The sequence below is a fragment of the bacterium genome (genome assembly GCA_030247525.1).
GTDB lineage: Bacteria > Electryoneota > JAOADG01 > JAOADG01 > JAOADG01 > JAOTSC01.
Map to the genome: position 1 here is coordinate 1 of JAOTSC010000080.1, position 15,611 is coordinate 15,611.

At 51.9% G+C, this 15,611-nt stretch carries 16 protein-coding genes and 1 pseudogene; all 17 read right to left on the bottom strand.

Going from position 1 to position 15,611, the window contains the following annotated elements:
* Window positions 1-1,133 (bottom strand): rod shape-determining protein RodA (locus tag OEM52_08580; GenBank protein MDK9700185.1); only part of this gene is annotated, 1,133 nt, incomplete at its 3' end.
* A pseudogene (locus tag OEM52_08585) lies at window positions 1,130-1,999 on the bottom strand (penicillin-binding transpeptidase domain-containing protein). The gene OEM52_08580 and the pseudogene OEM52_08585, both read right to left, overlap by 4 nt.
* Window positions 2,000-2,017: 18 nt before the next feature.
* Window positions 2,018-2,938 (bottom strand): hypothetical protein, encoded by a 921-nt coding sequence (locus OEM52_08590; GenBank protein MDK9700186.1) that lies wholly within the window; start codon window positions 2,936-2,938, stop codon window positions 2,018-2,020.
* Window positions 2,935-3,408: a hypothetical protein gene (locus OEM52_08595; protein ID MDK9700187.1), complete on the bottom strand. Its 474-nt coding sequence runs from the start codon at window positions 3,406-3,408 to the stop codon at window positions 2,935-2,937. The genes OEM52_08590 and OEM52_08595 overlap by 4 nt, the downstream gene beginning before the upstream one ends.
* Complete coding sequence (gene mreC / locus OEM52_08600; GenBank protein MDK9700188.1) at window positions 3,405-4,223, bottom strand: rod shape-determining protein MreC; 819 nt, start codon at window positions 4,221-4,223, stop codon at window positions 3,405-3,407. Before mreC ends, OEM52_08595 begins: the two co-directional genes overlap by 4 nt.
* A 51-nt stretch (window positions 4,224-4,274) precedes the next feature.
* On the bottom strand, window positions 4,275-4,535 hold the full coding sequence (locus OEM52_08605) for a hypothetical protein (protein MDK9700189.1): 261 nt from the start codon (window positions 4,533-4,535) through the stop codon (window positions 4,275-4,277).
* Between the two features lie 52 nt (window positions 4,536-4,587).
* Entirely contained in the window at window positions 4,588-5,607 is a 1,020-nt protein-coding gene (locus OEM52_08610) for a rod shape-determining protein (GenBank protein ID MDK9700190.1), read from the bottom strand.
* Between the two features lie 16 nt (window positions 5,608-5,623).
* Window positions 5,624-6,637 (bottom strand): endo alpha-1,4 polygalactosaminidase, encoded by a 1,014-nt coding sequence (locus OEM52_08615; protein ID MDK9700191.1) that lies wholly within the window; start codon window positions 6,635-6,637, stop codon window positions 5,624-5,626.
* A 48-nt stretch (window positions 6,638-6,685) separates the two neighbouring features.
* Entirely contained in the window at window positions 6,686-8,263 is a 1,578-nt protein-coding gene (gene purH / locus OEM52_08620; protein MDK9700192.1) for a bifunctional phosphoribosylaminoimidazolecarboxamide formyltransferase/IMP cyclohydrolase, read from the bottom strand.
* 87 nt (window positions 8,264-8,350) lie between these two features.
* A complete protein-coding gene (locus tag OEM52_08625; protein ID MDK9700193.1) occupies window positions 8,351-8,944 on the bottom strand; it encodes a phosphoribosylglycinamide formyltransferase in 594 nt (197 codons plus the stop codon).
* On the bottom strand, window positions 8,941-9,879 hold the full coding sequence (locus tag OEM52_08630) for an LD-carboxypeptidase (GenBank protein MDK9700194.1): 939 nt from the start codon (window positions 9,877-9,879) through the stop codon (window positions 8,941-8,943). The genes OEM52_08625 and OEM52_08630 overlap by 4 nt, the downstream gene beginning before the upstream one ends.
* 3 nt (window positions 9,880-9,882) lie before the next feature.
* Window positions 9,883-11,208: a GWxTD domain-containing protein gene (locus OEM52_08635; protein MDK9700195.1), complete on the bottom strand. Its 1,326-nt coding sequence runs from the start codon at window positions 11,206-11,208 to the stop codon at window positions 9,883-9,885.
* Entirely contained in the window at window positions 11,163-12,485 is a 1,323-nt protein-coding gene (rimO, locus tag OEM52_08640; GenBank protein MDK9700196.1) for a 30S ribosomal protein S12 methylthiotransferase RimO, read from the bottom strand. Before rimO ends, OEM52_08635 begins: the two co-directional genes overlap by 46 nt.
* On the bottom strand, window positions 12,478-13,383 hold the full coding sequence (gene ftsY / locus OEM52_08645) for a signal recognition particle-docking protein FtsY (protein MDK9700197.1): 906 nt from the start codon (window positions 13,381-13,383) through the stop codon (window positions 12,478-12,480). Before ftsY ends, rimO begins: the two co-directional genes overlap by 8 nt.
* A gap of 3 nt (window positions 13,384-13,386) precedes the next feature.
* On the bottom strand, window positions 13,387-14,259 hold the full coding sequence (locus OEM52_08650; GenBank protein MDK9700198.1) for an NAD(+)/NADH kinase: 873 nt from the start codon (window positions 14,257-14,259) through the stop codon (window positions 13,387-13,389).
* Window position 14,260: 1 nt separating this feature from the next.
* Window positions 14,261-14,497, bottom strand: a complete 237-nt coding sequence (gene xseB / locus OEM52_08655) for an exodeoxyribonuclease VII small subunit (GenBank protein ID MDK9700199.1) — start codon at window positions 14,495-14,497, stop codon at window positions 14,261-14,263.
* 40 nt (window positions 14,498-14,537) lie between these two features.
* On the bottom strand, window positions 14,538-15,611 hold a 1,074-nt coding region (gene xseA / locus OEM52_08660; protein ID MDK9700200.1), incomplete at its 5' end, for an exodeoxyribonuclease VII large subunit.

The window sequence follows — 15,611 nt, forward strand, 5'->3', positions numbered from 1 at the left end:
CGAATTCCAGCGACCGGCATGAGTCCCAACGTCATGGCAACATTCACAAAAATTTGGTACACCCAAAGCCCGGCGATGCCTGCCAACAATAAACCACCATTCCGATTCTTCGCGCGGTACGCTTGTCCCCACAGCCGCCAAAACAGGACGCCTAATACAAGTAGCAGTAACAACGAACCGAGAAACCCCCACTCCTCAGCCAACACCGAAAACACAAAATCAGTGTGTTGAATCGGAAGAAAATCGAGTTGCGTTTGCGTCCCGCCCAAAAATCCTTTTCCGGTGAATCCGCCGCTCCCCACCGCAATTTTCGATTGGATACTCTGGTACCCTTTTCCCAATGGATCGTTATCCGGATTCAGAAACGTGAGAATCCGGTTCCGTTGGTATTCGTGGAGTTTGGTTTGCCAAATCCACGGGGTAAGCCAACTGACAATACCGCCTCCCATTAAGCTCATGGCAATCGTCTTAATACTCCCGCCACTGAACCGGATCGCGAGACCACCAACGACGAGGATGATGATAACAAAAATCGGATGCATGGAAACAATCATCGCGACAAACGGCACTGCAAATGCCAACATGCCCGATAATGGATAACCCGACCAGATGAGTAGTGTCATTGCCGGAGCAAGAAAAATGGTCGAGGTCGCTAAATCAGGTTGAGCAGCCACCAGCATCATCGGCAAAATCGCAATGGTGAAGACACCAAGCAGTGTAACCGGTTGTGCAGCATGTCCAGCTCGGTCGCCTAACCATCTTGCTAAGGCGATAATTACACCCAATTTCATAAGCTCCGATGGTTGGAACCGCACACCCGCAATTTCTATCCAACGAACCGCTCCCATCCCTAATTTGCCGAAAAGTTCAACGCCCGCCAAGAGTAGGAAACATCCTAACCAAAGGATGTACGCAATATCATAGACCCGGGTCAACGGAGTGAAATAGGCAAACACTCCAACGGCAATCCCGACTCCGATATAAAGCAAATGAAACCGTGCGGTGGTCGACCAACCGCCGGTATCGGGATGTGTCGCCGAGAATACGACAATCAATCCAATAAATAGGAGAGCGATCCAACAGGCAAATAGATACCAATCGAATTCGCGGCTGACGTGGATTGCGAGCTTCATTCCGCCGCTCCCCCGCTATGTTCGCCCGTCGAGGAAGTTCCCACTTCAATTCCTTCGGTCGAGCGACCGAGGTAGGTGCCGATGATATCGAACGCGATTGGCGCGGCATACACGCTGCCCCAACCGACATTCTCCACCAACACTGCGACCGCAATTTTCGGCGAATCGAACGGTGCGAAACAAACGAACCATGCATGATCGTCGCCGTGGGGATTCTGCGCTGTACCAGTCTTTCCGGCAGCATCGTAGCCAAGTTTCTCAAAGCGATGTGCCGTTCCTGACGGAGAATGAACCGTCTCTCGCATCGCCCGGCGGATGAAATCGACAATCCACGGTTGCATTTGAGTATCGACTTTATTCGTTACTAAAGGTTTCCATCCGCTATGCGACGTATCGGAAATCGCCCGTACGATATGGGGCACCCGATACCAACCGCCATTCGCCCACATCGCGGCATAGCACGCCTGTTGCAACGGCGTTACCAGAATTTCCCCTTGTCCGATGCCTAAATTCGCCATCGTGCCGGCGCCCCACTGGTACTTCCGTTTTTCGTACCAGGATGCCGATGGAGCAAGTCCCGCACTCTCGGCATCGAGATCGACCCGCGTTCGTCTCCCGAACCCGATGCGATTCATCATCGCATATAATCGACCTAATCCGACTCGTTGTCCGAGCACGTAATAATACACGTCGCAGGAAGCGGCTATCGACATCTGCGCACGGGTACCACCATGTCCTTTTTTATTGGAATCCTTGAAATAACGATTGCCAATTTGAATACCGCCGCCACAAAAAATGGCAGTATTCGTATCGATTGCGCCGCTCTCTAAACCGGCGGCAAGCGTCGTCATCTTGAATGTTGAACCGGGGGGATATGCCGCTTGCTATGCACGATTGAAAAGCGGCTTCCCTTCGTCTTCCGACAACTGTTGCCACACTTTTCCTGATATTGCACCATCGAATAATTGCGGGGGAAACGACGGCGCCGACGCTAAACAGAGAATTTCTCCGGTACTCGGTTCGATTGCGACAACCGCTCCGCTGTGTCCGGTAAGTAACGATTCTGCCCGCATCTGTAATCGTAAATCGATGCTTAATTGTAATGGTACGCCGGGACCGGGCGGCAAATCCGGCATTTCTTCCACCGTACCTAATTCGCGGCCCGAAACATCTACCAACCGGTAACGTCCGCCTGGTCTTCCCCGGAGTAGTGAGTCGTACGTTTTTTCGATCCCTTTCCGGCCGATCATTGTACCGGAAAAGAGATTCGGGTCTTTTAATACTTCCGCTTCGTTCGGTTCACTCACATATCCTAAAAAATGCGCGCCAACTCCTGCCGTATAATGCCGTTTCGCTTCCTGTTCAATTGAGATGCCGGGGAACTCTGTGCGCAACTCTTCCAATTTTGCAATATCGCGATAGGAGATGTCTCGCAAAACCCGCACCGAACGATTGCGCGGAACGCTTGGTCCAAAAAGCTTTCCGCGAATCAGCGCGGTGTCGAGTTCTAATAGACTGCATAACCGTTCTAAGCGATAACGTTCTTTTCCAAAATCTTTCGGTGTGATATATAGCGAATAGCTCACGGTGTTTTCGGCGATAACCAATCCATTGCGGTCGGTCAGTACACCCCGTAGTCCGGGCACATCGGTAACGCGAATGCTATTCGCCAGTGAACGTTTAGCAAAGCTGGTATGTTGTAAAATCTGGAGGGAAAACAATCTACCGAGGATTAATAACAGCAAGGCAATCGACACTGCGCGGAGGAAATACATCCGGGTGGGAGTTACATCCGCCGTGATCATTCCTTCGCTCCGAACGGGGGAAAGAGACTACGGAGAAATGCGAAAAAGAGCGTATACAAAAGCGAGGGGAGCCCAATTTGTACCCACTGGGTAAGGAAATTTCCTCCCGTTCTCGTCTCAATAAAATGAATAACCGCTTCGGCGAATAGTCCGCCTAACGTCGCCGCGATCATCCACCGCAACCGCGATAACGGCATATTCGGTTCGCGCCCGCGAGTACCCAACCATAGTGCGGGAATCCAACCGAGCGCAGTCAATCCAATCGGCAAGCCCGCCATCGAGTCGACCAATGGACTGAGTAGAAATCCTAAGACGATTGCTTGCACTGGGGATGCTCGTAACGCTCCCCACAACAACGCGAGAAAAATGAAATCGGGAACTGCCGGTCCCAATGCGATCCGGCTTGAAAACACCAATTGAATCGGAACGAGCAAAACGAGGAAAAATGGCCAGCGGAAGAGCGCGCTCATTGGTCGACATCCCCCTCTTTCTCCACTTGTCCATAACTGGTGAGGATGAAGACGCTCTCAACCGCGTCGATATTCTGTACCGGTTCGACCGGGAGAATTTGGAAGTGGCTGCTGGGTGCGGGAATCGGCAATTGCTTCGCAACCGGAATCCCTTTCGGATAAACAACACCAACACCGGCAGTGACCCATATATCTTTATACTTCACGTCGCTCGTGAGTGGTACACCGTCGATAGTTAATCGTCCCGAATGATCGGCGCGTAATATCCCTTCGACCCGGCTCCGTTGATTCCGGACAGCGACTCCCATCTGCGGATCGCCCAATACTTGTACTTCCGCCGCGCCCATCCGTACCCGTAATACTCGTCCGACTAACCCGGTAGTTGTCATCACCGGCATCGGCGGTAGAATACCTTCGTTCGCACCGATATTCACTATCACTCGACGATTGCCAATCCGCCGATATCTGCCAATCACTTCCGCGGTTTTGGTCGTCCAAGTGGGGGGAGGAACAAATCCGATCATTTCCCGCAGCCGTTCGTTTTCTTCGCGGGCTTCGAGCAAATAACTCAATTCGCTTTTCGCCTGCATCAGCTCTTGCCGCAATTGCGCATTCTCCGGCCACAACGCAATCGTCCGCGGAATCCAGAGCAGTGGGGAACTTACAATACTGACACCGGTCGCTATCGTTCCCCGAACGGCAAGCCCAACCGGGCCGCCCGTAAGAACAACGAGCAGCAGCGCAACGACCCATAATGCAAGCGCCACCCAGCTATCAAGGTGGCGCCGCCAGAAATTTCTACCAGGTTTGGACACGATTAAGCAATCTATTCTAATTGAAAACGAAAAAGCATAAAATGTGGATTACTAATGTATTTTCGAACTGCAAGTCTTATTACTGTTGAGTGGAAGTCCATTCACTAATCTCACAAACCGGCAACGCTCCTCTATCCCATCCATCGGATCGCGACGCATCGAAATGCCATTGCGCTTCGCCTCGGCAAACAACTCATCCGACAGGGCAAGCGAATGAAAGCAATCCTGTTTCTCGATTGCACGAAATTCGCGTTGCTTGTCCGCTACCATTTGCCACTGTTCAGACGTTAATGCCGAGGGAGACTTATGCATAATTACCCGTGAATCGCTTATTGCATTCCTGTTACAAAAAAAACGAAAATCGCTAATTATCCAGCAACACCTTCTGCAACCGCTCGAAGTCGTCGAGCACGCGACCGGTGCCACGAACAACGCAAGTGAGCGGGTCTTCCGCCACTTCCACTGGCAGCGAAGTTTCCTCCCGCAATTTCGCATCGAGTCCGCGCAACAACGCGCCACCGCCTGTGAGAATAATTCCACGGTCACGGATATCGGCGGAAAGTTCCGGTGGAGTTTTTTCGAGCGAGACGCGAACTGCTTTCACTATCGATGCAACCGGTTCAGCAATCGCCTCGCGGATGTGCGCGCTGGAGACTTCGACTGCTTTCGGAATGCCGTTTACTAAATCGCGGCCTTTCGCAAACATCGTCAATTCTTCTTCGAGCGGAAATGCACTGCCGATTTTCACTTTAATATCTTCCGCCATCCGCTCGCCAATCAATAAATTGAAATTGCGGCGCATGTAATTCATAATCGCTTCGTCGAGTTCGTCGCCTGCGATACGGATCGATGTATCTGACACGATTCCACCAAGTGAGATCACAGCGATTTCGGTCGTACCTCCGCCAATATCGATGACCATGCTGCCGAGCGGTTCGAGCACCGGGAGACCGACGCCGAGCGCCGCCGCCATTGGTTCTGCAATCAAATACACTTCGCGCGCGCCGGCTTGTTCGGTCGAGTCGCGGATAATTCGTTTTTCCGCTTTGGTCACGCCGGAAGGAACGCATACGATGACGCGCGGTCGATTGATCGGATTCTTGATCACTTTGCGAATTAGGCTACGAATCATGATTTCGGCAACGTCGTCGTCGTCGATCACGCCGTCGCGCATCGGTCGAATCACTTCGATGTTACGATGTCCTTTGCCCATCATTTCGCGGGCGGCCGAGCCGATCGCGACCACTTTCCGGTCGCTCCGATTCAATGCCACCACCGATGGTTCGCGAACAAAAATGCCGCGCGACTTGACATAAATCAGCGTATTCGCGGTCCCAAGATCGATCGCGATATCGTTGGTAAGAAAATTAGAAAACCAACCCATGCTTTTTATTCGATTCCTATCTCCGGCTGGGCCGAAGCTGAATGCAAAATTCCTGTACTTGCGTTAGCGAGCGGATCGGGATTGTATTCGCCACCGGTTCTCCGCCCGGAATAATCGTTAAATCGTTGTAGTTGCGCACTACGGGATAATACAGCATCCCGTATGCGGTAGCGGCATTGCGCCCCTCCGCGATAGCGTCGAGCGAATTCTGCTCGAAGTAAGCCCGATCCGACGAACCCTCAAACGGAAAATCGATGGCAAGCCGCAACTTTCCCGCTGTTCCAAACGGCGCCATTTCGCTCATGTAAGTGTTTCGCGTTTCATAAGGAACGAGTACGCCGTCGGAACCGTTATATCCGACAAACATCTCATCCTGAGCTACCGCGTCGACTGCCGCGACAAAATCGGGAAAACGGCTCAAGCCGCTGCACCGCAATGCAATCGTGAAAAAATTACTCTCCCGCGCATGAATCGTATCGCATAACTCGACGACCAGATTTTTCATCCGCGACGATGCATCGGACAATTCGGGAAACCGTTGCCACGCCTCTAACCCGGTAAGATAAGCCCCATCGTAATCTACTCGCAAAAGCTTTGCGAGGTACGATGCGGAATCCCGCAACAAAATTCGCTTCCATTCGGAATCCCAATACTTTACCGTCCATTTTCCCGATCCGGCGGGGGATTCCCGTACTAACCACGATGGCGCACTGGAGTCGGGCAAACCGTCGGAGTTCGCATCCCAGACGGGATTCCAGTAATACCGGTTGGTTTCAGCAACTCCGAGAGAAAGATATGAGACTACTAACGCATTGCTTTGCGCTTTGAGTAGCGCAATTTCTCCCGCATCGTAAGCGCGCTCGTCACTCCCATCCTGACTGTAATCCATGATAATGAGGTCGTAACCACTCGCGCCTAAGTCTTGCAAGTACTGCACCCGGTCGCTATCGGTTGTACCATCCCCGCCCGGCGTACCAGCACAGCCGGCGATTAGAAGGATAAGCGAGCACAATGTGAATATTGCGTACATAGTCTCTGCGAAAGGGGCGCATTTAGTGATACGCCCAAGTTCAATCTACTACAAATGGCGGAAATGCCGTCTGCCTGTGAAATACAGCACGATGCCAAGCTTGTTTGCTGCCGTGATCACCTCATTGTCTTTAATCGAACCACCCGGCTCAACAATCGATTTGACACCAACTTCCGCTGCCAGTTCAATACTGTCGGCAAATGGGAAGAACGCGTCCGAGGCGAGCGCGCACCCTTCCAACGAATGCCCGAAACCCTTTGCCCGCCGCAACGCATTCTGGACGGCATCGACTCGGCTGGTCTCGCCGCCGCCGATTCCGATGGTAGCAAATCCGCTCTCAGTACGCTTAGCAAACACGACTGCATTCGACTTAACCCCTTTGACGATATGCCAGGCAAATTCGAGTAGAGCGAAATCTTCCCCTTCGCAACCCTTATCAGTCGTCAGTTTCCAGTCTTTCGCCGGAATCGTACCGGGATCGATTTCCTCAACTAACATGCCGCCTAACACTCGCCGGAATTCGTAGGGGAAATAGGGCGGAGTCGTTGGCAGCGAGCCGACTATCCAACGGAGATTTTTCGACTTCGCCAATATCTCACCGACGGTTTCATCGGCAGGATCGAGCGAAAACACCACTTCGGTAAAACGTTCTCGGATTGCTGTCGCTGTCTCCGCATCGAGCGGACGATTGAAGGCGACAACGCCGCCGAATGCCGACGTAGGATCGCATGCCACCGCGTTGCGATACGCGTCGAGTAACGTTTTTCCGGTGGCAACTCCACACGGCGATGCATGTTTCACGATGACGCACGCCGGCTCAGAAAACTCCCGTACAATGCGAGTCGAGCTATCGACGTCCATCCAATTATTAAACGAGACTTCTTTACCGCCGATCGTGCGAGTGCCCGCCAATCCAAACGTATTCTCACCGGCGATTTGGAAGTACGCCCCTTGTTGTTGCGCATTTTCGCCATACCGTAAATGCTGCGGATGATCGAGCGGAATTGCAAACCACTTTTGCCACTCGGTCGGCTGCGGATTCAACACCCGCGCGATTAACGCGTCGTAGCACGAAGTCCGCATGAAAACTTTCGCGGCAAGTTTTTTTCGCAGTTCGAGGGTCGTGCCGTTATGCTGCTCCAACTCATCTACTACCAACGAATAATCGTCGGGATCGCATATCACAGCGACGTGAGAATGATTCTTTGCCGCGCTGCGTAGCATTGCCGGCCCGCCGATATCGATTTGTTCGATTAAATCTTCGCCGGTCTTACCCGCCGCTAATGCTTGCTCAAACGGATAGAGATTCACACATACGAGATCGATTGGAGGAATCGCATGTTGTTTCGCTTGTTCGAGATGCTCGTGGGTATCGCGTCGGTACAACAATCCGCCATGCACTTTCGGGTGCAGTGTTTTCACCCGCCCTTCAAACATTTCCGGCGCTCCGGTGTAATCGGCGATTTCGATCACCGGGATGCCCGCATTTCTCAACGCTTGCGCCGTTCCGCCGGTTGAGAGAAGTTCCGCGCCGTGATTATGGAGGGCGGTTGCAAATTCGACAAGACCGCGCTTATCAGATAATGATAACAGAGCGCGATGGATTTTCTGGATGGATTCGCTCACTGGGATTTTCCTTTGAGTATTTGACCAGATGGTGTAAACAAGATAGGGGTCGAATTCAATTCGACCCGATAATTTTTTGGAATTCAACTACCGAATTAGGTTCACTAACAATTTCGCCACACACAGCGGATACAACCGGTGCTCGGCGCATAGTACCCGCGCAGCAAGGGTTTCCGGTGTATCGTCGGTAAGTACCGGAACCGGCAAATGATCAATGATCGCGCCCTTGTCGTACTCTTCGTTCACGTAATGCACGGTCGGACCCGACCACTTCACCCCACTCGCCAGCACTGCTTCGTGGACATGATGTCCCCACATGCCATTTCCGCCAAACTGTGGCAATGGCCCCGGATGAATGTTTACGATACGATGGGGAAACCGGTTGCAAAGCGCTGGCGGAAACAACCGCAGGTACCCGCACAATGCAATAAACTCTGCTCCACTTTTTGTTACGGTATCGAGCACCGCTTGGTTCCATGCTTCTCGCGTTGAGAATTGTTTTGGGATGAGGCGAACGCTCGGAAACTCATACTCGAACGAGAGCGCTTCTGCGTCACATTCACGGTCAGTTACGAGTAGAACCGGCTCACCGCAAATCCAACCGTCGCGCATCCCCTCCAACAACCGTTCCGCGTTGGAGCCGCGACCCGAAGCAAAGAACGCGACTTTCATTTTTCTCATGATGTCACCGGATGAGTTATTCGCAGCGTATCGTTTTCGATCACTGCATCAGCGCCAATCGTAACGGTGCAGCGATCCCGGTAATGCCCGTAGGGCAAGCCGCTCGCAACGACTACTTCGGGACGGTGTGCCGTTAATTCTAATAAACGCCGAACTGTGCATTCGTTACGTTTGCTTTGCGGATTCCCTAATGCATCGCAAAATTCTCCGACGACGATACCGGCAATTTGATCGAATACGCCGCACATTTCCAATTGGGTAAGCATCCGGTCGACCCGGTAATTATCTTCATTCACATCTTCGATAAAGAGGATCGCGCCGTGTAAGTTGGGAAAGAACCGAGTACCACAAAGTGCCGTCAGTAACGACAAACAACCGCCGAGCAAAACTCCTGATGTCTGGTTCTTCGTATAATTCGAAATCGGAAATTCCTGCGACTCGCTTCGCATGATCAGCGACTGCCACGACTTCCAGCAAGTCCCTTCGAGCGCAATGCCATCGTTCGCAGCAACCACTGGCCCGGTAAGTGAAAGCCAACCGAGAAGCTCATATAACGGCAATGCGAAGGCAGTCGTATCGGAAAATCCGGTAAACCATTTCGGTTTCGTCCATTGGCTCCACTCGATTTGGGTGAGCAATCGAGTGACGCCAAACCCGCCGCGAGTTGTGATTACAGCTTTGTACTCATTGTTAGTGAATGCATCATGAATATCGCGTAACCGTAGTTCATCAGGGGCAGCGAGATAACCCTCGCTCTCGTGGGTGAATGATTTTGACAAATGACTGTGGAGCCAGTCGGGCAGCGAAACCCGGAATCCCTGGGCTGAAAGAATCTCAATACCGCTCAGTAATGTATCGGAACGGCAAGGTCCAGAGGGAGCGATAACGCGGATGGTGTCTCCCGGTTGCAGCGGCGGTGGAACGATTCGGCGCATTCGTCACTCCCATAGCGGCGATTCCAAGCGGTAATCGCCGAAACCGTCTTGATCGATGAATGTAAATCGGAGATTTCGCTGGGAATAGAACCAGATTTCGTAAGGCTTCCCTTGGGTTACTGTCGGATGAGAATCGACTTCGGTTGGATCTCCATAAATCACTAACACCTGCCCGCGATCAGTCTCCCAACCTTCGCGAATTCGGGTAAACCGCGAATTTGCCAGCTCGATCCGCCGATAGTATTCCTGCATTTTTTCGTTGACTGGAGTCTCCGGCGAGGGGTCGCGCTGTTCCCAAAATAAGCGAAACGCGTTTTCTTTTTGTTCAAGCGGTAGTGACAAAATCTCTTTTACTTTTTTCTCTTCGGCAAGATACTTCAACTGCTTGATTGCGATATCGAGGTCGTAAATCTGCGATACGATGCCGGGTATACCGATTTTGTATTTAACAACCCGCGCCACCCGCTGCCCCGCCTGCTCAAACACAAACGTATGTTGATAGGTGCCATAAGAAAGCGTATCCAAGGGAATCCGAAACGCATAACGTATAATCGATGTTTTCGGTTCGATGAAATGAATGGTATCGCGAATCGCGGCGCCGCGATCCCGGACAACCCGTTCCTCGATCCGCAGCGTGCCGGTTCCCGCGACAAGTACTTCAAAATAAACCCACCCGGAATCCTGTTCAGGGAAAAAGACGTCGCTCGCCGTCGGTTGAAATCGTTTTGGATCCCGCTCGTTATCGACGCTGCGGGCAAGCACCGGCGGAGTTACCGATAAACTGTCGTTCGCTCTCGGATGCAACGTAACTTCGGCAGTCTGTTCGTCACTTTTTCGTGTTTCGTTATCGGTCAACCGCACTCGTAATTTGTAAGTTCCTGGTGATAAATCGAGCGCATACTTCGAGAAAAATACTTCACGTCGATTGTTTGTCTTCCGGTACTCGGAAACACATACGCTATCGACCCACGTCCGCACCGTGGAAACCGCTTTCTTTTTCTTGATTCCTTTACCGGTCGGGGTCGCTTCCACTTGCGCGGTGATTGTAGCGTGAAACTGCGAATCGGCTTTTACGAACAACAACACGGGAAGTGGAATCCGGAGATTTAACAAAACTCTTGCCATGCCCGGTTGCTCGGAGAATACGACGACCGGTTCGAGCTTGAAGCGTGGCACGCCGATTTCTTCATCGATTCGCGGATCGCGATGGGGTTGGGCATAGAGTGGTAATGTGATGAGGAGGAAGAGTAAAAAGACAAGAGTAGGGTATTTAGTGCGCGATTTCATGAGACCAATGGCAACGCTTTTATGACCGGTTCCCCGATCCAACCACCTTCCCAAGTATCTTTGAGGGTAACGGTCAACAGGGAACCCGTTCGCAACGAGCGGTTGCCGAGCCGTACCCGGTAATCGATTTCCGGCGCATCCCATTTCGTTCGCCCCCATGGCTCGTTCTGTTCTTTACCTTCGACGATTACTTGCACTTCACGATGCAGTTGCTCTCGGTGAAATTCTTCGGCGATTTCGTTCCCCAGATCGAGTAACCGTTCGCGGCGCTCTTCGGCAACTTCCCGCGGAGCAACCAAATCGGGTAATTTCGCGGCTCGTGTTCCCTCTTCCGTAGAATAGAGAAATACGCCAAATCGCTCAAATTTTGCTTCGGCAGTAAACTCAAGCAATTGTTCGAATTCCGCTTCCCCTTCACCGGGATACCCGACGATGATGCTGGTGCGTACCACCATATCGGGGATCGCTTCCCGCATCCGCTTGATCCAATGCAACAAGTGGTCGGGACCTTTTTTGCGACCCATCGACCAGAGAATTTTAGGATGACTATGCTCAATCGGGTAGTCGATATATGGTACGAGCGATTTCGTTTTCGCCAAAATCTCGAGAAACTCTTCGTTGAATGCTGGTGGATGCGTGTATAAAATTCGCAGCCACGGAAACGCTAACGCATCGAGTTCCGCCATCAACTGCTTAAACAAATCAGGCTGTCCGAGATCTCGGCCGTAATCGTTTAACTCCTGAGCAACGACCAATAGTTCCTTGACACCGGATTTCCGGAGTTGCTCTGCTTCTGCGAGTAAATCGGCGAGCGGGGTCGAAACATATCTGCCCCGCATCAATGGGATTGCACAATAGGAACAGCCGCGATTACAACCGTCAGCAATCCGCAAATAGGCGCTATGCTTGGGTGTCAGCAAATGCCGCGGAATCGGCCCACGCAAAGAAATCGGTTCGTGGGCGTCAGTCAACTTTTCCACCAAGTGTTGCCACTGATCGACGCCATAGATACCATCGACTTCAGGTAACTCGGTACGCAATTCATCGCCGCTGCGAGTTGCCAAACAGCCGATTACATAGACCTGATCGATCTTCCCGGCGTTCTTGAGCTGGATTGCCTGCAGTATCTCGTCGATTGCCTCTTCGCGGGCGGGTTCGATAAATCCACAAGTGTTTACGACAACCGCATGGGCGTCTTTCGGACTATTCTTTACTGCGATTCCACGCGATTCCAATAAACCGAGAAAACGTTCGCCATCGACGCTATTCTTTGAACAGCCGAGCTGCACCAGATGAATACCGGAGTGTGCTTTACTCACCGATCACCGCATCGGCAAAAGCTTGTGCGTCAAACGGTTCGAGGTCTTCAATCTTTTCTCCGGTACCAATCCACTGCACCGGCAAACCTAACCGCTCTTTAATAGCAAAAACAAAACCACCCTTCGCTGTTCCATCCAATTTTGTCACAACCAATCCGGTAACGTTCGCTTGTTTTCCAAACAGTTCTGCTTGCGACAACGCATTTTGACCCGTTGTACCATCGAGTACTAACAATACTTCGTGCGGCGCGCCGGGCATCACTTTCCCAACCACCCGTACCACTTTTTCGAGTTCCGCCATCAAGTTTTTCTTCGCTTGCAACCGTCCAGCCGTATCGATTAATACGATATCTTTGTTGCGGGCAATCCCGGCGGAAACCGCATCGTGCGCCACTGCCGCGGGGTCTGCTCCTTCGACTGCGGTAAGAAACTCCGCGCCGGAACGCTGCGCCCATACTTCCAATTGTCCCACCGCCGCCGCTCGGAACGTATCGCCTGCCGCCGCTAAGACGGTTAGACCTTGCGCCCGGTAATACGACGCTAATTTTCCCAACGTCGTCGTTTTGCCGGAACCATTCACGCCGACTAATAGAATCACATGAGGTTTATTGCGAATAACTGCCGGAGTTGAGGAGGGAAGTTGTTTGATTAATGCGTCGCGAACAAGTCGTTTCAGAGAAGCGGAATCGTTCTCGCCTTTTTGCACTCGTAGTTTTACATCAGCGACAATGTTTGTAGCAATGGCGTGACCAAAATCAGCAGCGATTAACACATCTTCTAAATCACTCAGAACCGCCGCATCGATGCGCGGGCGTCCGGTGACAAGTTCCGTGACCTTTTCCACAATAGCGGTGCGGGTCTTGGAAAGCGTCTCTTTAATCTTACTAAAGAAACCCACAGTTTACCTTTCGGGATGGCGGGTGTCTTCTCCCCACCGCAGTTTTTCGCGCAGGACTTGATAGAAGTATTTCCCGGTAAAAGTAACCAACCGAACGTTGAAATTGGCACGGCAGATTTCGATTTGCTCGCCGTACTCAATTGAGTCGACGTAACTGCCATCCGCCATTACATTCGCTTTATACCCCGGTTCGGTTTCAATGTGTAGTTTCCGGTCACCGCGGATTACCATCGGACGGTGCGCCAACGTGTGCGGACAGATCGGAATTAATATGGTAGCATCTAAAGTTGGTTCAAGAATTGGACCGCCCGCCGAGAGCGAGTAACCGGTCGATCCAGTCGGGGTAGAGATAATGATGCCATCGGCAGTGTAGGTATTGAGATACTCGCCGTCGATTGAGGTGCGCAGCCGAATAGTACGGCTATGCTCGCCGCGATCCAGTACAAAATCGTTCAACGCCAATAACGGACGGGAATTGCCGCCGCTCTTTTGTCCCAGCAGCACCATGCGCTCTTGGGTTTCAAACTTGCCGGCTAACAGTGCATCGGTCCAGCGATACAACTCCGGCACCGAGAATTCAGCAAGGTAGCCGAGTCCGCCAAGATTCACCCCTAACACCGGAGTAGCGGTTTCACCTACTTCACGAACACAGCTCAGGAGTGTACCATCGCCGCCGAAAGAAAGTATCACATCGCATTGACTGGCAAAATCGGAAATCGGTGAAAAAGTAAATTCGTCCAGATGATCGAGTTGCGTTAACGGCTCATCGATCATGATTTCCGCGTTTTTATTCGCAAGCCAGCGAATGTAGTTTGGAACTTCGTTCCAAACTTTCGGTTTGCGCAGATTCGCGTAGATGCCAATGCGTGAAGGCATATTACTCGCCTGCCGGAATTAAATCGTCAAGTTTGCGCAGTTTCTTTTCCGCATCCTGTAACTTCGACTGACAGAATTGAAACAACTTTTGACCCTCTTCATATGCAGTTAGCGATTGCTCAATCGGAATCTCACCATCTTCCAGCAGCCGCGCCAATTCTTCGAGTCGGGCAATTGCCTGTTCGAAAGTCATCGTTTCGGGATTCTCTGCTTTCAGTGTCTCGGTCTTATTCGCCATGGTCTCATTCTTTGTGAAGGTGTATTGTGATACACCCAAATTAACGATTTGACTCAATGGTATCGGCAATCAGTTTGCCTTCGTGCAAGGTAATCTCAAGCCGTGAACCAAAACTCGCTTGTTCTGCACTGCGAATAACTCGGCCATTGGTTAATCTCACAACGGCGAAACCACGCGCTAAGATGTTAAGCGGATGCAATGCATCGAAGCGCGATTGTAACGACCGCACTTGCTCACTTTTCCGCTGTAACAGAGTACGATATGCAATGGTTGTCCGCCGCTCCAGTTCATCGACCCGTTGCATCCACTGCATGACTCGGTCAACCGGACGTCGGAAGCCGCTCCGTTTCATGAGCTGTTCCAATCGCTGCTTTTCATACTTCAACTTGCGTTGTATCGCATTCGTCAATTTCTCGCGTTGATCGTGCAGCCATTCGAGATGCTCATCCCGATCCGGTACCGCCATTTGCGCTGCTGCAGTTGGTGTCGCCGCCCGAATATCGGCGGCAAAATCGGTTAACGCAACATCGACTTCGTGACCAACCGCCGAGATTACCGGAATCGCCGAAGCTACCACGGCACGAACGACAACTTCTTCGTTGAACGACCAAAGGTCCTCCAACGAACCACCGCCCCTACCGACAATTAACACATCGACTTTCCGGTTAGCAGGCGAATCCGTTCCGCACCATTTATTGAAGCGGGCAATCGCTGCTGCAATCTCTTCCTTCGACCCTTCGCCTTGTACTTTCACCGGTGCCAGCACAACCTCAATCGCAGGCCAGCGCTCGGTTAAAATCCGCAACATATCCTCTATCGCCGCACCGGTTGGACTGGTTACGATCCCAATCCGGTTCGGATACTGCGGTAGTGGTCGTTTACGCGCTTGATCGAACAACCCTTCCGCGGCAAGTTTTCGCTTCAACTCGTCGTACTGCTGTTGTAGGGAACCGAGTCCACCAGCAATAATACGCTCGACAATCAACTGGTATTGACCTCGCGGCTCGTACACCTGTACTGAACCGAAGGCAACCAGTTTCATCCCGTTTTCGAGCCGAGCAGGAAAACTCTTCGCGCTGGAGCGCCAAGCAGCGCAGCCGATTTGCGACTTCGC